We start from the raw sequence: 20,081 nt of genomic DNA on the forward strand, positions 1-20,081 counted from the left end.
GTGATTAAGATCACTAATCTACGGTGTTTAAATTAATCCTGTAGGGGCAGCGACGGCACATCAGTGGCGAATGTGTGATGTCCTCGCGAGCCTCACAAGTCGGCTTGGCAACCGGTTATCTATGGAGGACAGATTCGATGCTTCGGGTAGTGCAGTGGGCGACTGGTTTCGTTGGAAAGTTCTCCCTAACCGCGATGATCGAGGATCCGGATCTTGAGGTGGTCGGGGCGCGCGTGTACAGCGACGACAAGCATGGTAAGGACGTGGGAGAGATCTGCGGCCTCGATCCGATCGGCGTCAAGGCAACCAAGAACCGCGATGAGATCCTGGGGCTCGACGCGGACTGCGTCGTCTACATGGCTGATGCCGAGACCAATCCCATGGCCGGCCTTGACGACATCTGCGACATCCTGGCGTCGGGCAAGAATGTGGTGTCTACCGCGGTGTCGCCTCTGATCTATCCGGCCGTCATGGGCCCGGAAGCCGTGGAGCGCATGGAAAAGGCCTGTGCCCAAGGTAATTCAAGCTTTCACGGCACCGGATTCAACCCCGGCTGGGCATCGGGGGTGCTGCCACTATCGATGTTGTCCTGTATCTACCGGCTGGACTCCATCCGGTACCAGGAGATTCTCAACTATGCCCACTGGGACAATGCCGAAATGTTGTTCAACAACATGGGTTTCGGGCAGGGGCCCGATTACGAGGCCCTGTGGACCAGGCCCGAGGTCATGGGGGCTTTTTTCCATGCGCCGCTCTCGCTCATCGCCGCCGGCATCGACGCCACCATCGACAAGTTCGTGTACGACCGGCAGACTTGGCTGGCCAAGGAGGATTTCGATATCGCGGCGGGGACGATCAAGGCGGGGACCGTAGCCGCGATGAAGTTCTCGGCGACGGCCGTCGTCAACGGCAAGCCGATGATCACCGGAGAGCACGTCACGCGGCTGCGGGCGGACGCTGCTCCGGAGTGGCCGGACGGACGAGGCTTCAAATTGATGGTCGAGGGCTCCCCGTCGTTGATGGTGGAGGCCAAGATCGACATCCACGGCGACGATGAAGCCAATCAGGCCTGCCTGGCCACGGCCATGCACGCCGTGCATTCGATCGCCCCGGTGTGCGCGGCCGAGCCGGGAATCAGGACGATCCTCGACTTCCCGATGGTCGTCGGCCGTCACGTGGCCGACGCGCCGACCCGCCCGCTGGCACGCCGGGATTAATCCGCGGGCACACAACCGTCTTGACACTCTAGAGGAGCAAAGGTGCTGAAGGGCAAGAAGATTCTGGTGACCGGCGGAACCGGGCAGATCGCGGGCCCCATCGTTGAGGATTTCGCCAGGGAGAACGAGGTGTGGTGCGCTGCGCGGTTCAGCGACCCGGCGCGCAAGGCCGAGCTCGAGGGCATGGGCGTCCACACCTGCACGTGGGACATGAGTGACGGGGACACGTCGGTTCTGCCAAGAGATTTCAGCCACGTCGTCCACTCGGCCATCTATCCGGCCGTCGAACATGAAGACTCGATCCACCGTAACGCCGAGTCCTCCGGCCTGCTCATGAAGCATTGCGAAACCGCGGAAGCATTCCTGTTCGTCTCAAGCTTCTGCATGTACTTGCAGCACGAGGACCATCCCAACCACGCGTACTCCGAAACGGACAAACTCGGCGGATCGGCCAGTTACAACGACTCCTATGCAGTCGGCAAGCTCGCGGCCGAGGGCGCGGTCCGGTCGGCATGCCGGATCCTCAATCTGCCGACGACCATCGCGAGAATGAACGTCGGATACAGCTGGACCGGACATGGCGGCTTGCCGGTGGCGTACTACTACCTCATGTCCCAGGGCCAACCGGTGCCGGTTCCCGTGGGTTCGTCGAACATGAGCTCGCCGATCGCGGGCGAGGACATCGCTCGCCAGGCTCACCTATTGCTCGAAGCGGCCACCGTTCCGGCGACGATCGTCAATTGGGCCGGCGACGAAGCGGTTTCGGATCGTGAAATCTGCGACTACGTCGCCGAGCTGACGGGTGTGACCGCGACCTACGTGGAAAGCCCGATCAGCTTCGACAGCTTCATTTCGGACAATACCCGTCGGGAGAAGCTCATCGGCAAATGCGAAGTCCACTGGCGCGACGGCATTCGCGACACGTTCAAGCGGCGGGGCATCCTCACCTAGCGAGAAGCCGCTCTTTCAACGGCGGAAGTCCGATGGATGACATCGAGGCGATCAAACGTTTGAAGGCCAGGTACTGCCGCCTGATGGACACCAAGGAGTGGAACGGCTACCGCGAACTGTTCACCGACGACGTCACGGTCAACCTCGAATCCGCGGGCGAAGCGGTACCCGGTCAGGATCAGGAGTCGACGGAAGCGGTTGGGGCGGTGATCGCTGGGGCCGATGCATTTCTCGCCATGCTGGTGCCCACGCTCGGCGAGGTGGTCACTGTCCACCAGTGCCACACCCCTGAGATCGATCTGCTGTCGCCGTCAACGGCGACGGGCATCTGGGCGATGGAGGATTTACTGCGCTTCCCGGATGGCACCGAGCTGCATGGCTTTGGGCATTACCACGAGACGTATGAAAAGCACGGCGACGACTGGCTCATCAAGTCGACCAGGCTTACTCGTCTACGCACGGACGTTGTTCCTGGTTCTTGAGCCGCGGCGCCGGTCGACGTGGGGTCGCGCGGCGACGTCAGATCGCGGAGTAGCCGCCGTCGACGACGAGCGTCTGCCCGGTAACGTAGCTCGCTCCCTGGCCAGCGAGGAACAACAGTGCGCTGTCGAGTTCGCCGTCTCGACCTGCGCGCCGCATCGGTACGGTGCGGCCGATGAAGGCCAGACTCTTTTCGTCCGTCATCATCGCCGCGGTCATCTCGGTGGGAAACCAACCCGGTGCAAGGCAGTTCACTCTGATGTCGCTTCGAGCCCACTGGGCCGCCAATTCCCGGGTGAGGTTGGCGACGCCGCCCTTGGATGCGCAGTAGGACGCCTGGGGGATGCGGCCGATGCCGATTTGTCCGAGCATCGAGGAGACATTGATGATGGTGCCGCCGCCGCTGTCGCGCATCGGCCTGTACGCCTCTCGGCAGCAGGCGAACACCGCTACCAGGTTTGTGGTGATCACCTGCAGGAAGTGGGCGGTCGACTCTTCCTCGGCGCGCACCATCGATCCGGTTCCGGCGTTGTTGACGAGGATGTCGAGTCGACCGAAACGCTCGACGGTCGACTCGACGAGCTGAGCCGGGAACGCCTCGTCGCTGATATCGCCGGCCACGACGTGGATCCGGTCGGGGCCGAACTGCGAACGCAGTTCCTCGAGACGGTCCGCGCGTCGTGCGGTGATCGATACCAGCGCGCCGGCTTCGGCAAGCACCTGCGCGAAGCGCCTGCCGAGGCCGGAGGATGCGCCGGTAACGATCGCAACTCGACCCTCGATGCCGATGGCGGCAGAGGGCGCCGGGGGGCGGCTGTTAACAGCGGTGTGGTCAACGGGTTCGGCGGCCATGAGACAACGATAAGCGACCGTCCAGACGGTCGAGTATCAGTGTTCCTGAGTGGCGCGACAGGACTACGGGCTAGCCGGTGAACACGGGCATCTTGGACCAGCCCCGCACGCTCGTCGTGTGTGCCCTGGTGGCCTTTTCGTAGTCGATCTCCCAGTCCGGCCAGCGCTTGATCACCTCTTCTAACACCACCCTGGCCTGCATTCGGGCCAGAGCTGAACCCAAGCAGAAGTGCAATCCGTGGCCGAAACTGAGATGCGCGGCGCCCCGATGGATGTCGAACGCGTCCGCGTCGGGATACTTGCGCTCGTCGCGATTGGCGGATCCGTTGAGCAGCAACATGATCGAGCCTTCGGGCACCAGGGTGCCGTGGCATTGGACATCACGGGCGACATAGCGCGCCTGCACCGGCGATGGCGCCTCGTAACGTAAGACCTCCTCGATGGCACGGGGGATCAGCGACGGGTCTGCCACGATTTCGCGGCGCTGATCCGGATGCTCGGCAAGCAGCTGGCCTACGAATCCGATCAGGCGTGTCGTCGTCTCGTTGGCGGCGCCGGCGATGCCGGCGGCATAGCACAGCACCTCATCACGCGTCAGTGGTCGGGTCCCGTTGTCGTCCTCGAGTTCGGAGTTCAGCAGTTGCGTCATCAGATCGTCGGAAGGATGCTCTATGCGCCAGTCGATGTACTCGGCGAACAGTGCGTAGCTGTGCGTCACGAAGTCCTCGGCGACCCGCCTAAATGCGCCCTCGTCGAGGCTGAGCCGCTGGCCGCCGCGGTCGCGGATCTGCTCCTGGTTTTCTTCGGGAATGCCCAGCAGGTAGCCGATGGTGCGCATCGGGACCGTCGCGCCGATGTCCTCAACAAAGTCGAAGCGGCCGGTCCCCACCAAGGGGTCCAGCGCGCGCACACAATAATCCCGGGTGAGAGGCTCGATCGCCTCCATTCGGCGCGGGGTGAAAACCCGGGAGACGACCCGACGATGGTAATCGTGGCTGGGCGGGTCCTCGAAAAGGATACTTCCCGGGGGAAACTCGACGTTGCTCATGATGATGTCCAAGGTGGTTCCGCGGCCCGACCGATAAACCTCCCAGTTGGTGAGTTCGGGAGCAACGTCGTCATAGCGGCTCAGCGCGAAGAAGTTGTAGCTGTCGTTGCGGTACAGCGGGGCCTCGTCGCGCATCCTCTTCCAGATTGGATACGGATCGTCGTCGATGTCGAAATCGAAAGGATCGTAATATAATTCGGTCCTGCTCATTGCCAACTCCTGATCTCTCACGACACCCGCGTCCATGCAGTGCGGACCTGCCGAAAAAAGTGGAGCGCGGTGAATGTTTCGGCCGCTATGCATGTTGTGGTGGGCTCGTATTTCTCGTCCATCGCGAAACGTTCAGCCCGTCGGCGCACGCAGGTCGGTAGCGATAACAGGCGCCCGCGGCGAAGTTCATCTCGACCATGGACTCCATCCTTTTTGCTCTGAACAGCCCAATCGCTGGGACGGGCGGGTACCGATCCCGGCGACCTGACGGTCTGCGCAATATGGTAACGTCCAACCGACTGGTCGGATGGAAACTGGCCGACTATCAGCAGGTTTGGAGCGCCGCAAATGTCTGCCCTACGAACACGGATGTCCGAAGGGGTTCGTGACCTGGTCGCAGGACCCGCCGGCTACGTCGACGGACGCTGGCTCACCGGCGACGACAGCACGATTGACGCGATCGACCCGACGACCGAGCAGGTTCTGGCGACGGTGCCGACGACTTCTGTCGGACAGGTCGGTGCGGCGGTCACGGCGGCACGCAACGCTTTCGACGAAGGACCGTGGCCGCGAATGCGTCCCCGCGATCGCGCTGCGGCGATCAATCGCCTGATCGACCGGTTGCGCGCACACCGCGAGCACCTCGTCGAGCTCGGCATGCTCGAGGTCGGCTCTCCGCGGATGCTCAGCGAGGCGATGCACGCCGATCTCCCCATCAACTTCTGGGAGTGGTTTGCCGATGCCGCCATCCGCGGGCCGCGTGGTGGCTGGGAGAACGGCATCGGCCTGCATCCGTCCCCGGTCCTGTCGACGAGCATCCTGTTCCACGATCCGATCGGCGTCGTGGCCGCGATCACGGCGTACAACACCCCGCAGCTGATCACCGCCTTCAAGGTTGGTGGCGCCCTGGCCGCCGGTTGTACGACGGTGCTGATGCCGTCGCCGCGAACGCCCCTCGCAGCGGTCGCCTTCGCCCGCATCGTCGAAGAGGCTGACCTACCTCCCGGCGTCGTCAACGTCGTCATCGGCGAAGCCGAGGTCGGGCGGGCGCTGACCGAGCATCCCTCCGTCGACCTCGTCACCTTCACCGGGTCGGTCGCCGTCGGCAGACAGGTCATGCGCCAGGCCGCCGACGGACTCAAGAAGGTCGTACTCGAACTCGGGGGCAAGTCACCGAATATCCTGCTGCCCGGCGCCGACATCGAGGCGGCGGCGGCGCCGTCGATCCTGCGCTTCACCCGTAACAGCGGACAAGCCTGCGGGGCGACAACCCGCACGCTCGTGCCGCGCGCCGACTACGAACGCTTCGTGGCCGCGGCCGCCGCATTCATGGACACGGTCGTCGTCGGTGATCCGTTCGAGCCGGCGACGGTGCTGGGACCCCTTATCCGCCGATCCCAGGTGGACAGCGTCCAGGGCTACGTCGATCGCGCCTTGGAGCGGGGCGCCGAGATCGTGGCAGGCGGCAAGCCCGTCCACGCCGAGACCGGATTCTTCATGTCACCGGCGCTGATCGGCAACGTCGGCAACGACGACGAGATCTGCCAGGAGGAACTCTTCGGGCCCGTCGGGGCGGTGATGCCGTACGACACGGTCGAGGAGGCGGTGGCGATGGCCAACGGCACCCGCTACGGGCTCAACGCAAACATCTGGGGACCGGCGGACGACGCGATGCGGATCGCGCGTCGGCTGCGTACTGGAACCGCCACCCTCAACGGCGGTGGCGGCGATCGGCCCGACGCGCCTTGGGGAGGTGTTGGCGAAAGCGGCATCGGGTTCGACCGGGGCGAGGCAGGATTCGCGGAGTTCTTCACCGTCCAGCACGTGCAATGGCCACTGGCCGGCGTGGGTCGAGCTAGTGGCCTCCCGCCTGGCCGCGGACCGGAAAAGTAGGGGGCCCGTGGACGCCGCACAGACCACGGCGGGCGGCTTGACCATGCGCCGCCGACGTGATGAAATGCCGAATATGTCGACAGACCGGTCGGTCGAAAACACTCGTCCCAAGGCATCATGCGGCGGCGCGATTCGCCAGGGTGGCGCGACATGCTGACCCTCGGAGCGGCGGTCGAAAAAGCTCGTCAGTACGTCGGCCTCGTCGGACCCGCGGTCTCGATGAAGGTCGAGCGGACCACCATCCGGCGGTTTGCCGAATCGATCGGGGATGCCAACCCGCTGTACTACGACGAGGAATTCGCCCGGGCGACCAGATGGGGCGGCATCATCGCTCCCCCCACATTCCTGTGCCTGCTGCTGCCGCCGCTGCCCGCGCCCGAGATCGACTTCGGGACCATCAAGCTCAACGGCGGCAGCGTCTTCGAGTCGTTCCGGCCGGTCCGGCCCGGCGACGTCATCATCGGGCAGGCCGAATACGCCGACGTTCAGGCCAAGCAGGGAAAGGGTGGCGGCATGTTGATCTTCCAGGGCCGAACGCGATACACCGACGGTGACGGCCACCTCGTCGCGATCGGCACCGGCACCGGAATCCAGAGATGAGCGCAGCAACCGAGCAGGGCAGCACTGCGCGGCTCGACACGATTATGCCGCCGCGCACGCTGGACCCGGCGACCCTGGTTGTCGGCGATCGGCTACCGACCCTCACCAAACTACCGACGACGCGCCAACTCGTGATGTTCGCAGGGGCGTCCGGCGACTTCTATGAGATCCATTACGACAACGCGGTTGCCGTCCAATCGGGTCTGCCGGGGGTCATCGTCCATGGCTACTTGAAAATGGCGTGGCTCGGTGAGCTCGTATCGACGTGGGCAGGTCCCGACGCGTTCGTACAGCGCGTCGACGTGTCCTACCGAGGTACCGATGTCCCAGGCGACGCATACCGGCTCGAGGGTCAGGTGACTGCGATTTCTCCCGTCGACGGCGTGACCACCGTCGAACTTGAAATCTGGGGTGAGGGTCCCGCAGGTGCGAAGACGACAATCGGCACTGCCGCCGTGCAGTTGCCCGCTGGCCCGCGGTAGGTAAGACACGATGCCTATTCGGGGAAAAGCCTGTATAGCAGGGATTTTCGAGCATCCTATGCGCAAAATTCCGCATCGCACGACCGCGCAGATTCACGCCGAGGTCGCCGTGGGCGCGCTTGCGGACGCCGGCCTCACGTTGGCGGACGTCGATGGCTATTTCTGCGACTCGACTGCAGGTTTCGGCCCAATCTCGATGACCGAGTACCTGGGGCTCAAGCCCCGCTTCGTTGACTCCACCGAGACCGGTGGGTCGTCCTACATCGTTCATGTCGGCCACGCCGCCGCGGCGATCGCAGCCGGTAAGTGCCGAATCGCCCTGATCACGATGGCGGGCCGCCCTCGGAGCGCCCCCCAGGGCATGCCCGCCCCGGCCGAGCCATCTCCGGAGACGACGTTCGAGGAAACATGGGGAATGTTCGGGATCGCTCCCGCCTATGCCCTTGCCGCTCAACGGCACATGTACGAGTACGGGACGACCTCAGCGCAACTCGCCGAGATCAAAGTGGCCGCGGCACACCACGCACAGCACAACCCGAACGCCATGCTGCGCGACCCGGTTACGGTCGAGCAGGTCCTCGAGTCACCGATGGTCAGCGATCCGCTGCACCGGCTGGACTGCTGCGTGGTGAGCGACGGCGGCGGGGCGATCGTCGTGGTAGACCCCGCTGTCGCAAAGGATCTCGGGGATCGGTGCGTTACCGTCCTGGGCCAGGGAGAGGCGATCAAGCACACCGACAACGGCAACGTCGACCTAACCTACACTGCGGCGGTGGAGTCTGGTCCAAGGGCATTCGCCGAAGCCCGCGTCACCCCCGGTGACATCGACTATGTGTCGATCTACGACTCGTTCACGATCACGGCCCTGGTTGCAATCGAGGATCTAGGCTTCTGCCCCAAGGGCAAGGGCGGTGTATTCGTGCAGGATGGCGCATTGCAGGCGCCGCATGGGGTGTTGCCCTTCAACACCGACGGCGGCGGCTTGTGCAACAACCATCCCAGCAACCGCGGCGGTGTCACCAAGGTCATCGAGGCCGTCCGGCAGCTCCGCGGCGAAGCGCACCCAGAAGTCCAAGTACCCGACTGCGAACTCACACTGGCCCACGGCACCGGCGGCTCGATCGGAACCCGGATGGGCAGCGCCACACTGATCATGGGCAGGTCCTCGTGACCGCGGCAAGCCTGCCGGTTCCAGAACCCACGGTGACTGAAGAGACCCGCGAGTTCTGGGCGGCGCTCACCCAATCCCGTTTCGTGCTGCCCCGCTGCAACGGTTGCGCCGCCTGGATCTGGTATCCCCGGGGGTTCTGCCCCGCATGCGGCAGCCTGGACACGGCGTGGCAGGAGGCCAGCGGCCGCGGAAGCGTCTACAGCTACACCGTGGTACGCAAGAGCGGCCTGCCCGGTTGGAGCGAGGCGGTGCCCTACGTGATCGCCTACGTCGAACTCGAAGAGGGGCCGCGGGTGATGAGCAACATCGTCGGCTGCGATCCCGACGCGCTGACGGTCGGCACCCCGGTCCGGGTGGTGATGCCCACTGGGCAGGACGGCCAGGCGCTATTCCGTTTTCAACCCGATGGTAATCCGCCGTCGCAATGACCTACCAGACCATACGCACCGAGGAGCACGGCCGGGTCGCGACCGTGGTGCTCAACCGCCCCGACCGGATGAACGCCTGGACACGGCGCATGGAAGCCGAATTGGGCCACGCCATAGCGGGTTTCGAGGTTCGCGACGACATCGGCGCGATCATCGTCACGGGTGCCGGTCGAGCGTTTTGCGCTGGGGCCGATCTCGACGAGGACCAAACCAGTGACGCCGCGCTTCGGGAGCTCTTCCAGCCGGCGACGGACCGGCCTTATTGGCAGATGCGCACGCCGACGATCGCCGCAATCAACGGCGCAGCCGTCGGCGTCGGCATGACCTTGCCGATGAAACTGGACATCCGAATCGCCGCCGAGGACGCGAAGCTCGGATTCGTCTTCACCAGGCGCGGGCTGACCCCCGAATTCGGAGCCAGCTGGATTCTGCCCCGGTTGATCGGTGCCGCCAACGCCATGGAACTGCTGCTGACCGGCCGCATCTTCGACGGCCGCGACGCGGTCAGACTCGGCCTGGCCAACGAGGCGCACCCCGCCGATCGGGTATTGGACCGCGCGCGAGAGATCGCTGAGGACATCGTGCGCAATGTCTCGCCGGTCGCCGCGGCGATCACCAAAAGCCTGGTGTATCGCGCGCTCGAATCCGACGATCTGTCGGCGCATGCGCGCCTGGAACAGAAGCTGTACGACTGGGCGCTCAGCAGTGCCGACTTTACCGAGGGGATGGCGTCCTTCATGGAGAAGCGGGCGCCCGAGTGGCGTCTGAGCAAGAGCACCGCGTTTCCCTCGGAGTTGTTTCCGGGGCGCTATGACGGCGGCAAGTCGGGAAGGCAACTATGAGCATCGCACAGCAGGCGCAGTCCGAGCTCCTCGAAACGACCGACGAACAGCTCGAGGACATTGTCCAATTCGCCGATCCGCTGGTCCTGCGTGGTCTGCTGTATCAGCTCACCGGCGACGAGGAACTGAAGACACAGGTCAAGACGGTGCGCGCACAAGTCATGTTCGCCGAAGCGGCAATTCCGGCCTCCGAGGATGACATTGCGCTGATCCAACGAAAAGCCGTGGCATTCTTGAAGACCTACCGCGACTCCGGCGGCGGCCATCTCGACATCGGCCCCCTCGACCGCCTCGAAGAGTCGATCCGGCTGGCGACCGGCAGCGAACCGGGACCAGACCAGATGACGATGCTCATCGAGGATCTCGGGCTCGATCCCTGGGTGCGAGCCCACAAGTGGTCACGCACACCAGATCCCGCCAAGCTCGCGGACTTCTCGGTGACGGTCATCGGCGCCGGCTACGGCGGCCTCAACGCCGCGGTGATGCTCAAGCGGGCCGGCATCCCCTACACGCACATCGAAAAGGACGGCGGCGTCGGCGGCACGTGGTACCGCAACCGCTATCCGGGAGCCCGCGTCGACTCGCCAAGCCGGGCCTACACGCATGTATTCGGCACGAACGTCGACCTCGAGTACCCGTTCTGCCCACGCGCGCACAACCAGGCCTACTTCGACTGGGTCGCCGACGAGCACGACATTCGCGACCACATCGAATTCGACACCGAGGTGCGCGCGCTCACCTGGGACGACGACTTGGCCAAATGGACGATCGACGTCACCGGCCCCAAGGGTGATCGCACGCTCGAGTCCAACGCCGTCATTACCGCGGTCGGTTTCCTGTGCCAGCCGAACATGCCGAAGATCCCGGGGATGGACGATTTCAAGGGACAGTCGTGGCACTCGTCGCGCTGGCCCGAGGAAGTCAAGCCGGACGGCAAACGCATCGCCGTGATCGGAACCGGATCCACCGGCTACCAGATGGTCCCGGAACTGGCGCTAAGCGCCGAACATGTCGTCGTCTTCCAAAAGGAAGCGTCATGGGTGTTCGGAATTCCCGGTTACCGCTCGCCGTATCCCCCGCAGGTGACTTGGCTGGAGCGCAACCTGCCGTTCCACAAGAACTTCATGCGCCTACGCGGTGTGGATGTGACCAGCGGCTGGGACATCACCACCGACCGCGATCCCAATTACAGCGGAGATCCCCACGCCATCAGCGAGTTCAACAAGCAGATGCGTGACAACGCGATCGAGTTTTTGGCCGAGAATCTGCCCGACGACGAGCTGAGGGCCAAGATGACACCGGACTACCCGGTGTGGTCGCACCGGCCGGTTCTCGTCGACACCGACTACAACATCTTGGTCGCCCTGAACCGCGACAACGTGACGCTGGTGACCGATGCGATCGCCGAGGTCAACCAAACCGGCATCAAGACGATCGACGGACAGCAGCACGACGTCGACATCATCGTCTATGCGACCGGCTTTCGCGCAAACGACTACCTGTTCCCGATGCGCGTCACCGGCCGGGAGACGACGCTGGAGCAAACCTGGGCGGAAACGGGCACGTGCGCGTATCGGTTCTGCATGGTGCACGGCTTCCCGAACCTGTGGATGCTGCACGGCCCCAACACGATTGGCGGCATCACTCCCGGTCCGTGGGTGGAGCTTGCCACCCAGTTCGCGCTGAAGTGCATCGACCGTCTCATCAACAACGACGAGAAGTCAATCGACGTCAGCGAGCAGGCGTACCGCAAGTACATGGCCGAAGTGTTCGAGCGGCAGAAGACTAAAGCCTGGAGCGATCCGCGCGCCGACAGCTATTACCAGGGCCAGGGCGGCGCTCCCTCGGCGGTCATGTCCCCTTATCCGCCGGGGACCATCTTCAGGCTCTTGCGCTACCCGGACTTCGGCGACATGGAGATCCGGTGACCGCAATCGGCACGCGCGCCGAGGACTTCATCTGGGACGGTCTGGTCCACAGCTACCGGCCACGCGACGACTGGCAGACCCGCGTGTCGCCCAAGCTGAAGCTTGCGACCGACGCCGTCGATGACATCGACCCAGTGACGTTCGAGGTACTGCGAAATCGGTTGTGGACCATCAACATTGCCCACGGTGACACGCTGACAAGGATGTCAGGCTCGCCGGTGTTCCAGGGCCTCGACTTCAACATGTCGATCCTGACCGAAGACGGTGAAGCCGTGATGAGCGCGCCGTTCGTCCAATACCTCAACGCTGGAGCGCCGCTCGTCGTCCAATACCTGATGGAACACTTCAGCGACGCGCCGGGCATCGAGGAGGGCGACGTCTACCTCGCCAGCGACCCCTGGATCGGTGCGTCTCACCAGATGGACGTCTGCGTGGCCGCACCACTGTTCATCAGCGGCGAGTTGTTCGCCTGGGTGTCCAACGCCGCCCATCAATACGACCTCGGCGGGATCGTCCCCGGCGGTTGGCCCCAGAACGCGCCCGACGTGTACAGCGACCCGGTCATGTTCCGGCCCTTCAAGCTGATCGAGCGCGGCGTACTGCGCGACGATCTCGAGCAGATGTACCGACGCCAGTCCCGCCTGCCCGACATGGTCGCGCTCGACATGCGGGCGCAGCTGGCCGGCTGCCAGTTCGCGATCCGCCGGCTGCGGGAGACCTGCGACGAATTCGGCGCGAGTGTTGTCAAAGCGGCGATGCGGCGGATCCTCGACAACGCCCAACTCGCGTTCGCCCGCAAGCTCGAGCGCATCCCGGACTGCACGGTCAGCGATGTCTTCTACTTCGACGAAGAGATGCCCGGGGACCGCAAGACCCACCGGGTTCAATTCAACCTGACCAAACGAGGCGACCGGCTCGTCGTCGACAACGAAGGCACCGACCCCCAGGGGATAGGCCCCAACGGGTTCACCTTCGTCAACTTCATGGGCATCGTGCTGGGCCTCTCAGCACTGACGCTGCTGCACGAACATACCTTCTCCGTCGGCGGCGCCTACCGTCAGATCGACTTTCGTCCCACCCCGGGGACGCTGACGTGCTGCGACTATCCCGCGGCGGTCAGCGGCGGCGTGATGAACATCATCAGCTCGTTCGTTCGGTTGCAGAACTCGCTGGCTCGGCTGATGGCCTGCGATCCCGAATTGAAGCAGGACCTCGTCGTGTGCGGCGCGGATCACCCGCTGCTCGTTCTCGCGGGCGCCGACGATCGCGGCAACTTCTTCGGAACGGCGGTGCTGGAAGCGGTTGGCGCCGGCGGAGGTTCGCGCGCCCACTCCGATGGCGTCAACACCACCGGCCTGGTCATTGCGCCGATGTCCAAAATGCCTAACGTCGAGGACACCGAACAGTACTACCCGATGCTGATGATGTACCGCACGGAGGCCACCGACACAGGCGGCCCCGGTCGCTATCGCGGTGGAGCTGGCATCGAAGTTGCCTTCACCCCTTACCGTTCCGCAAAGGTCGAGGCGATCACCAATGCCGGCGGACAAGGCGTGTCGACCAACCAGGCGATGGGCTTGTTCGGCGGCCTGCCGTCCCCGACGGCGCAGTACCACGTGTTCGGCGGCACGGACGTGGCTGAGCATTGGAAGGCCGGGCACATGCCCCGGTCGGTTGCGGAACTGACCTACGGCGCGCATCACCGACTGCGGACCAAGTCCAATGGCACACCGCTGGCCAATGGTGATGTGATGAAGATGGTCTGTTGTGGTGGCGGTGGCTACGGGGATCCGATCGAGCGGGAACCCGACAGAGTCGCCGACGACGTCGCGGGAGGTTACGTTTCCGCCACGGCCGGTCTCAACGTGTATGGCGTGGTGATAGCGGATGACGGTCGTGTCGACGACCAGGCAACCCGCACACGACGCGAAGAGATCCGTTCCGAACGGCGCACCTGGACACCGGTCGCCGACCGATTCGGGCTTAGCGCTGAGGGAAACGTCAGCGCCGCAACGGGTGAGCCGCGGCGGTCGGTACACGAGTACGTCGTCGCGCGCGACGACGGCGATCGCAGGGTGCTGGCCTGTGCGCGCTGCGACACCGTGCTGTCCGACTATCGGGCCAGCTATAAAGACGGCCTGGCGGTCAGCGAGACGGGCGTGGACATCCTGCCCCGCGTGGAAGATCCAGGGTTCTTTCTCGATGAAGACATGGTGCTGCGTCGGTACTGCTGCCCCAACTGTCAGGTCTTGATGACTGTCGAAATCGCGCGCCGCAGCGAGCCGGCCCTCAACGAAATCCTGTTTTTGTGAGCGACTACACAATCGGTGTCGACATCGGTGGCACGTTCACCGATTGCGTGGCTGTCGACGCAGACGGCACCGTGGCCATCGGCAAGGTCTCCTCGAGCCCACCGGCATTCGAGCGAGGATTCATCGGATCGATCGGCGAAGTCGCAAGCAGGACTGGGCTCACGCAGGCCGACTTGCTCGCCCGGACCGACGCGATCCTGCACGGGTGCACCGTCGGCACCAACGCGCTCGTGGAGAAGCGCACCGCGAAGGTCGCACTGCTGGTCACCGCCGGGCACCGCGACACCATCTACATGATGCGCGCCGGCGAACGGCTCGTCGGGTCGCATGCCCAAGAAATCGCCCATCTAGCAGGGCATTACAAGCCCGAGCCCTTGGTGCCCAAGTCTCTCGTGGTGGAGGTCGACGAGCGGGTCGCCGCCGATGGACAGATCATCATGGCCCTCGATGAGGATCGGGCGCGTGCGACGATCCGCTCGTTGGTCGCCGACGGCGTCGAGGCGTTCGCGATTGCGCTGCTGTGGTCGACCGCCACTGATGTCCACGAGCGGGCCCTCGCCCGCATCGTCGCCGAAGAGGCGCCAAGCGCATTCGTTTCGGTCAGCTCGCAGGTTGTGCCCCGCGTCGGCGAGTACCAGCGCACCGTTGCAACGTTGATCAACGCGATGATCGGGCCGGTGACCAGTGACTACCTCGCGCGTATCGAGGTCGAGTTGGACGCGCTGGACTATTCGGGGTCGCTGTCGATCATGACGTGCGCCGGCGGCTTGATCGATATCGCGCATGCTCGCCGGATGCCCCTGCTAACCATCGGCTCCGGCCCAGTGGCGGGATTGATCGGTGCGGGTCGGCTCGCGCGCGCAGCCGCCGTCGGCGCCTACAGTGACATCAACGTGCTGACCGGGGATGTCGGCGGCACGACGTTCGACGTCGGGGTGATCCGTCGCGGCGAACCGGTGACACGAACAACGACGCACTATGGCCAGTACGAGTACTTCGTGCCGACACTCGACGTGCGCTCGATCGGTTCCGGCGGCGGTTCGATCATCGCGTTCGATGAGGACACTCGCAGCCTGCGCGTTGGACCGCGCAGCGCCGCCGCCCTACCCGGGCCGGCGGCTTACGGGCGCGGCGGCGATCAGGCGACGGTGACCGACGCCGCCGTCGTGCTGGGCTACCTCAACCCCAAGCACTTTCTCGGCGGTGCGCTGTCCTTGGATACCGAAGCGGCGGCGGCGGCCCTCGAACGTGCAGGAGCGCCACTGGGTTTCACGGCAGTCGAGACGGCCGCGGCCGCCATGCGGATCGTCGACGACCAGATGGCGGACGCGATCCTGCTGTCGAGCATCCAACAGGGCTATGACCCTCGCACCTGCGTCATGTACGCGTTCGGGGGCGGGGGTGGGACGCACTGCCCGATGCTCGCGCAGAAGCTCGGCATCTCGACCACGGTCATTCCGCTCGGCGATCTGGCCGCCGGCTGGTCGGCGTTCGGGGTGGCAGCAGCCGACGCGGTGATCGTCCAAGACATGGCTTTGCTCACACCGTCGCCGTTCGATCCCGAGCAACTCAACAAGGCATGGGCGGAGTTGGAAGGCAAGGTCCGAGCTGCGCTCCCGGGCTCGCTCGACCCCGCCGACGTCCGGCTCGATCGCTTCGTCGAGATGCGCTATCGCCAACAGGTCAACGAGCTGAGAATCCCGGCCCCACACGGCGTTTACCAGCAGGCCGAACTCGATCAGTTGATCGTCGCCTTCGAGCATGAATACGAGCTCTTATTCGGCCCCGGAAGTGGCTACCCGGCAGCGGGTTTCATGATTACGTCGCTGCGGGTGACGGCTCGTGCCAGCGTTACCGAGCACGAGTTCGTCGCCGCCGACGCGGGCGCACCACTCGACGTCGAGCCCGCCGGCTGGCGGGAAGTGGTCTGGTACGAACTGGGCTCCACGCCGAGTCGAACGCCGGTGTACGACGGTGGCCGATTGAAGCCGGGTGACCGGGTAGCCGGCCAGGCCATCATCGAGTTCATCGACACGACCGTCGTCCTTCGTCAGGGCCAGCGGGCCACAGTCGACGCTCGAAGCAGCATCGTCATCGAGCCGATCGACGTCAACGAGTAAGGGGACACAGAAATGACCGGACTGCTGCAAGATCGCGTCATCGCCATTACCGGAGCCGGGAGGGGGATCGGCGCGAGCATCGCTGTGATGGCCGCCGCGCAGGGAGCGCGCATCGTCGTCAACGACCTCGGCTCGGCGGTCGACGGGACTGGGTCCGACAAGGAGACGGCGGCCGGAGTCGTGGCCCGGATCACCGAGGCCGGCGGAGTCGCCGTCGCCAACAGCGGCGACATCTCGGACTACGACGACGCCGGTGGGCTCGTCCAGCAGGCTGTCGACTCCTACGGCCGGCTGGACGTCCTGATCAACGTCGCCGGAATCCTGCGCGACAAAATGATTTTCAACATGACACCCGAGGAGTGGGCCGCGGTCATCGCCGTACACCTTCGCGGCACTTACAACACGACCAAGCATGCAAGCGTCTATTGGCGTTCGCTCAAGCAAGCGGATGCCCATCACCGATTGATCAATTTCACGTCGGGCTCGGGCCTGCACGGCTCGCCGGGACAGCCGAACTACGCCGCGGCCAAAATGGGAATCGCCGGACTGACCTATTCCTGCGCCGCCGCTCTGAAAAGGTACGGCGTCACCTCGAACGCGATCAGTCCCGACGCGAGCACTCGGATGACCGACTCGATGGGCGAGCACCGGCGCGAGGACCAAGACGTGCGCTCGCCCGACCACATCGCGCCGATCGTGCTGTACCTTGCCAGCGAACGTTCGGATTGGTGCAACGGCCAGATCCTGTACACGTCCGGGCCGGACATCGGTCTGTTCAACGTTCCGTCATTGGTCAGCGAGATTTTCACGGACGGCCCGTGGGAATTGCCCTCGGCCTTCGATCAGATCGAGAGTGCGTTCCCGGCGGCCGTCGTGCCAAACAGGGTGCCCGCGATGACCGGTGCCGCGACGCCGGATGCTGTTTCGTAAGGCGACTATCCGAGCTTGAAAACCTCGAGACAGTTGTCGTGGCAATAAGCCTGCATCGCATCGTCTTTCAGCGGTAGCTCGAGCGCGTCGTTGGCTGCGCGCTCGACGCTCAGCAAGGGAAAGTCCGAGGCCCACATCACTTGGCCCTTGCCGCGGGTGTTCATGAAATGGACGATCTCGCCTGGAATGTACTTCGGCGACCAGCCCGAGGTCATCAGGTAGAAATTGGGGTGCTTCTGTAGCAGCGCAAGCGTTTCCAAGTGCCACGGATGGCCGATGTGGGTTCCGACGACCGTCAACTCGGGGAACGCGAGCAGGATGTCGTCCAGCAATGCTGGATGCTGCAGCCTGGCGCTGCGCATGGGGCCCGGGAAGCCGAGGTTCATGGTGATCGGAACGCCCAGCTCGGCGCACTTCGCATAGATCGGGTAGTAGAGCGGGTGGTCGTAGGGCTCACCGAACATCGCGGCCATGACACGGATTGCGACGCACCCGTAGTCCTTGATGGCCCGGTCGAGCTGTCGGTAGGCCCGCAGGCCGCCCATAGGATCGATCAGAGCGCTGCCGTACAGGCGGCCCTTGTGGGTGCTTGTCGCCGTGGCCATCTGCTCGAGGAACCCATCAAAGATGTCGTCGGGCTGCCCCGCGGTCGCCTGGAACACACCACGCGGACGGGTGTCGGGATGGGACCAGCTGTGCAGCGCCGAAATGATCGTCTTCTCAACCCCGGCCGCGTCCATCATGGCCACGAGGTCCTCGGCGCTCGCGCCCGGCCCCCGAGATCCCCCGCTGGTCTTGAACCACTTGTTGACGTTGCTGTTCAGGACCTCGTCGGCGAACTCGTTGATCAGCTCGTCTTTCGTGAGCATCGGCATGTTCGACCAGCCATCGATGAACTTCACGCGCAACGGTCCTTTCTCTCCCGCCGGCCTTGCGGCCGAGCGTGCCGTCTCGAGCTCTTGGGGACCGGTTATCGTTCGACCGTCTGGTCGGTCCAACTTAACACACCGCATTACCGCTGGCCGGACCATGGTTAGTGTTTAGCGGTGATCACTGGCTGTTGACAGGCGCGCGCGGACTGATTGACCATGAGCTCATGGTTGACGACGAGCCGACCGCGCCTAAGGACGATTACGACTTGTTGACTCATTACGAGGCTGGCAAGCGGCTCACTGACAACATCAAGCACGAGCGGCAGCGATTTGGCGATTCGCAGGGTGACGAGGCCGAGTCGCATCGCTTGCGCATCGCCGAGCTAGAGGACGCGGTTCGGCGGCATCGCGAGTACCGCCTGGCTGACAGGCCGGAATTCTTTAACGCGCTGGGAAGTCTAGATCGGGTCGAAACAGCGAAGCACTAGTGACCTGTTGAGGTCTGGGCCTACGCCTACTGAGCGTCAGTTGTTCGTGTGGGGATGGAGCCCTGGGAGCGCGATCGTCCAGGCTCTTTGACGCCGTCAAGACACGAAAGCAAAACCGCTGGTAACGAGCGGGACTGAATTGGATTGAGACGGAGCGAAGGTGCAGGTAAATCAGCATTTTGCCTGGTCAAGGCAGGGGTTCGAATCCCCTTAGCTCCACCCTTTTATGACACCTACGTGGGTAAGACGAGCGTTTCCGCCCCCATCCGATTGCGGAATCACGCTCGACGTCGGGTGGGATGGTCTGATCGTCTGTGGCCACGATGTACCAGCTCGGCCTGGACAGCCAAGCCGCCGCGCTGATCTTGTCGCCGAAGCACCTCAGGGCTAGATGTCTCGCAACGGTCGACGGCGGCGCAGTGGCGACGGATCGGAGTTCCTGCCGGGAAACGCGAATCGACCTATTCGATCTGCACGTTTCGTCAACGAACGACGCCCTTAGTCAATTAGGTATCGCGACGCTCATGCCGCCGTCGATCATCCACACCGCGCCAACGGCGAAGCTGGCCAGGTTAGAGGCAAGGAACGCCGCGACATGAGCGATCTCGCCCGGTTCGGCCGCGCGTTTGATCGGAGCGCGCTTCCCATGCTCGATGAGGTCGCCGGGGGTGCCGAGGATGTTGGTGACGACGTCGCCCAGACCGAGTGCATTGACGCGGATGTTGTCTCCGATACCTTCCAGGGCGGCGGTGCGCGTCAGTTGGGCCAGAGCACCTTTGGACGCGGCGTAGGCCGAGATGGTTTCGAATGTCTGAAAGCAGGCGTAGGAACCGATATTGACGATCGATCCGCTCTGGTTGCGCGCCATGACGCGCATGGCTTCGCGGGTATGCAGGAAAGCGCCGGTGACATTGGTGCCCAGGATATGGTTCCAGTCTTCAAGTGTCGTCTCGACCACCGGTTTGTTGATGATCACACCGGCGTTGTTGACCAGGATGTCGAGCTTGCCGAACCTGTCGACTGCCAGTTGTGTCGCTTCCATAGCGGTCTGTTCCTGGGAGACATCGCCGATGAGCACGGTCACGGCATCAACATCGTCGAAGATTCCCTCGACGTCGGCGTTGATGTCCTCGGCGATGACAGAAACGCCGTAATCGACGAGTTGTCGGACAATGGCTAGGCCCACTCCGCTGGCGGCACCCGTCACGATGGCCACCTTGCCTTCAAGGTCGTCACGAAGGTAATTGGGACTCATGG

At 64.1% G+C, this 20,081-nt stretch carries 18 protein-coding genes; 14 read left to right on the forward strand and 4 right to left on the reverse strand.

Going from position 1 to position 20,081, the window contains the following annotated elements; all coding sequences use genetic code 11:
• The first annotated feature begins 194 nt into the window (after positions 1–194).
• Genes A5706_RS26410 through A5706_RS26420 form a run of 3 tightly spaced genes read left to right on the forward strand, consistent with a single transcriptional unit; the run spans position 195 to position 2,650 of the window.
• Positions 195–1,217, forward strand: a complete 1,023-nt coding sequence (locus tag A5706_RS26410) for a dihydrodipicolinate reductase (protein WP_231985423.1) — start codon at positions 195–197, stop codon at positions 1,215–1,217.
• Between the two features lie 42 nt (positions 1,218–1,259).
• Complete coding sequence (locus A5706_RS26415) at positions 1,260–2,168, forward strand: NAD(P)-dependent oxidoreductase (protein ID WP_082964651.1); 909 nt, start codon at positions 1,260–1,262, stop codon at positions 2,166–2,168.
• 32 nt (positions 2,169–2,200) lie between these two features.
• Entirely contained in the window at positions 2,201–2,650 is a 450-nt protein-coding gene (locus A5706_RS26420) for a nuclear transport factor 2 family protein (protein ID WP_068137605.1), read from the forward strand.
• 37 nt (positions 2,651–2,687) lie between these two features.
• Here the strand turns inward: A5706_RS26420 and A5706_RS26425 are convergent, their stop codons facing one another.
• Positions 2,688–3,500: an SDR family NAD(P)-dependent oxidoreductase gene (locus A5706_RS26425; RefSeq protein WP_068137608.1), complete on the reverse strand. Its 813-nt coding sequence runs from the start codon at positions 3,498–3,500 to the stop codon at positions 2,688–2,690.
• Between the two features lie 70 nt (positions 3,501–3,570).
• Complete coding sequence (locus tag A5706_RS26430) at positions 3,571–4,758, reverse strand: cytochrome P450 (RefSeq protein ID WP_068137883.1); 1,188 nt, start codon at positions 4,756–4,758, stop codon at positions 3,571–3,573.
• Positions 4,759–5,127: 369 nt separating this feature from the next.
• Between A5706_RS26430 and A5706_RS26435 the strand changes: the two genes are divergently transcribed.
• The 10 genes from A5706_RS26435 (at position 5,128) to A5706_RS26480 (ending at position 17,464) form a co-directional block, all read left to right on the forward strand.
• Positions 5,128–6,651, forward strand: a complete 1,524-nt coding sequence (locus tag A5706_RS26435) for an aldehyde dehydrogenase family protein (RefSeq protein ID WP_068137609.1) — start codon at positions 5,128–5,130, stop codon at positions 6,649–6,651.
• Between the two features lie 150 nt (positions 6,652–6,801).
• Positions 6,802–7,251, forward strand: coding sequence for a MaoC family dehydratase N-terminal domain-containing protein (locus tag A5706_RS26440; protein ID WP_156767346.1), 450 nt, complete (start codon positions 6,802–6,804; stop codon positions 7,249–7,251).
• Positions 7,248–7,733 (forward strand): MaoC/PaaZ C-terminal domain-containing protein, encoded by a 486-nt coding sequence (locus A5706_RS26445; RefSeq protein ID WP_082964653.1) that lies wholly within the window; start codon positions 7,248–7,250, stop codon positions 7,731–7,733. The genes A5706_RS26440 and A5706_RS26445 overlap by 4 nt, the downstream gene beginning before the upstream one ends.
• A gap of 58 nt (positions 7,734–7,791) precedes the next feature.
• A complete protein-coding gene (locus tag A5706_RS26450) occupies positions 7,792–8,904 on the forward strand; it encodes a thiolase domain-containing protein (protein WP_231985424.1) in 1,113 nt (370 codons plus the stop codon).
• 32 nt (positions 8,905–8,936) lie between these two features.
• Complete coding sequence (locus A5706_RS26455) at positions 8,937–9,332, forward strand: Zn-ribbon domain-containing OB-fold protein (RefSeq protein ID WP_197517993.1); 396 nt, start codon at positions 8,937–8,939, stop codon at positions 9,330–9,332.
• Positions 9,329–10,174, forward strand: coding sequence for an enoyl-CoA hydratase-related protein (locus tag A5706_RS26460; RefSeq protein ID WP_068137618.1), 846 nt, complete (start codon positions 9,329–9,331; stop codon positions 10,172–10,174). Before A5706_RS26455 ends, A5706_RS26460 begins: the two co-directional genes overlap by 4 nt.
• Positions 10,171–12,102, forward strand: coding sequence for an NAD(P)/FAD-dependent oxidoreductase (locus A5706_RS26465; RefSeq protein WP_068137621.1), 1,932 nt, complete (start codon positions 10,171–10,173; stop codon positions 12,100–12,102). Before A5706_RS26460 ends, A5706_RS26465 begins: the two co-directional genes overlap by 4 nt.
• Positions 12,099–14,414: a hydantoinase B/oxoprolinase family protein gene (locus A5706_RS26470; protein WP_068137625.1), complete on the forward strand. Its 2,316-nt coding sequence runs from the start codon at positions 12,099–12,101 to the stop codon at positions 14,412–14,414. The genes A5706_RS26465 and A5706_RS26470 overlap by 4 nt, the downstream gene beginning before the upstream one ends.
• Positions 14,411–16,534, forward strand: a complete 2,124-nt coding sequence (locus A5706_RS26475) for a hydantoinase/oxoprolinase family protein (RefSeq protein WP_068137629.1) — start codon at positions 14,411–14,413, stop codon at positions 16,532–16,534. The genes A5706_RS26470 and A5706_RS26475 overlap by 4 nt, the downstream gene beginning before the upstream one ends.
• Positions 16,535–16,546: 12 nt before the next feature.
• On the forward strand, positions 16,547–17,464 hold the full coding sequence (locus A5706_RS26480; protein WP_068137632.1) for an SDR family NAD(P)-dependent oxidoreductase: 918 nt from the start codon (positions 16,547–16,549) through the stop codon (positions 17,462–17,464).
• A 5-nt stretch (positions 17,465–17,469) separates the two neighbouring features.
• Here the strand turns inward: A5706_RS26480 and A5706_RS26485 are convergent, their stop codons facing one another.
• The gene (locus tag A5706_RS26485; protein WP_068137636.1) at positions 17,470–18,366 is read right to left on the reverse strand and encodes an amidohydrolase family protein; all 897 of its coding nucleotides are present in this window, start codon (positions 18,364–18,366) and stop codon (positions 17,470–17,472) included.
• Positions 18,367–18,560: 194 nt separating this feature from the next.
• On the opposite strand from A5706_RS26485, the gene A5706_RS26490 reads away from it, so the two are divergent.
• Positions 18,561–18,824 carry a hypothetical protein gene (locus A5706_RS26490; protein WP_068137639.1) on the forward strand — a complete coding sequence of 88 codons (264 nt, stop codon included), beginning with the start codon at positions 18,561–18,563 and terminating at the stop codon, positions 18,822–18,824.
• A 502-nt stretch (positions 18,825–19,326) separates the two neighbouring features.
• On the opposite strand, the gene A5706_RS26495 is transcribed toward A5706_RS26490, so the two are convergent.
• On the reverse strand, positions 19,327–20,079 hold the full coding sequence (locus A5706_RS26495; protein WP_068137642.1) for an SDR family NAD(P)-dependent oxidoreductase: 753 nt from the start codon (positions 20,077–20,079) through the stop codon (positions 19,327–19,329).
• Positions 20,080–20,081: the final 2 nt, after the last annotated feature.

Origin of the sequence: Mycobacterium sp. E796 (genome assembly GCF_001672815.1) — a bacterium.
Classification (GTDB): Bacteria; Actinomycetota; Actinomycetes; order Mycobacteriales; family Mycobacteriaceae; genus Mycobacterium.

What these genes read in the sequence shown, in the direction of transcription:
- A5706_RS26460 (WP_068137618.1), top strand. Translation starts at nt 9,329, where the DNA reads ATGACCTACCAGACCATACGCACCGAGGAGCACGGCCGGGTCGCGACC.
- A5706_RS26410 (WP_231985423.1), top strand. Translation starts at nt 195, where the DNA reads ATGATCGAGGATCCGGATCTTGAGGTGGTCGGGGCGCGCGTGTACAGC.
- A5706_RS26465 (WP_068137621.1), top strand. Translation starts at nt 10,171, where the DNA reads ATGAGCATCGCACAGCAGGCGCAGTCCGAGCTCCTCGAAACGACCGAC.
- A5706_RS26450 (WP_231985424.1), top strand. Translation starts at nt 7,792, where the DNA reads ATGCGCAAAATTCCGCATCGCACGACCGCGCAGATTCACGCCGAGGTC.
- A5706_RS26430 (WP_068137883.1), bottom strand. Translation starts at nt 4,758, where the DNA reads ATGAGCAGGACCGAATTATATTACGATCCTTTCGATTTCGACATCGAC.
- A5706_RS26435 (WP_068137609.1), top strand. Translation starts at nt 5,128, where the DNA reads ATGTCCGAAGGGGTTCGTGACCTGGTCGCAGGACCCGCCGGCTACGTC.
- A5706_RS26420 (WP_068137605.1), top strand. Translation starts at nt 2,201, where the DNA reads ATGGATGACATCGAGGCGATCAAACGTTTGAAGGCCAGGTACTGCCGC.
- A5706_RS26480 (WP_068137632.1), top strand. Translation starts at nt 16,547, where the DNA reads ATGACCGGACTGCTGCAAGATCGCGTCATCGCCATTACCGGAGCCGGG.
- A5706_RS26490 (WP_068137639.1), top strand. Translation starts at nt 18,561, where the DNA reads ATGGTTGACGACGAGCCGACCGCGCCTAAGGACGATTACGACTTGTTG.
- A5706_RS26425 (WP_068137608.1), bottom strand. Translation starts at nt 3,500, where the DNA reads ATGGCCGCCGAACCCGTTGACCACACCGCTGTTAACAGCCGCCCCCCG.
- A5706_RS26440 (WP_156767346.1), top strand. Translation starts at nt 6,802, where the DNA reads ATGCTGACCCTCGGAGCGGCGGTCGAAAAAGCTCGTCAGTACGTCGGC.
- A5706_RS26445 (WP_082964653.1), top strand. Translation starts at nt 7,248, where the DNA reads ATGAGCGCAGCAACCGAGCAGGGCAGCACTGCGCGGCTCGACACGATT.
- A5706_RS26495 (WP_068137642.1), bottom strand. Translation starts at nt 20,079, where the DNA reads ATGAGTCCCAATTACCTTCGTGACGACCTTGAAGGCAAGGTGGCCATC.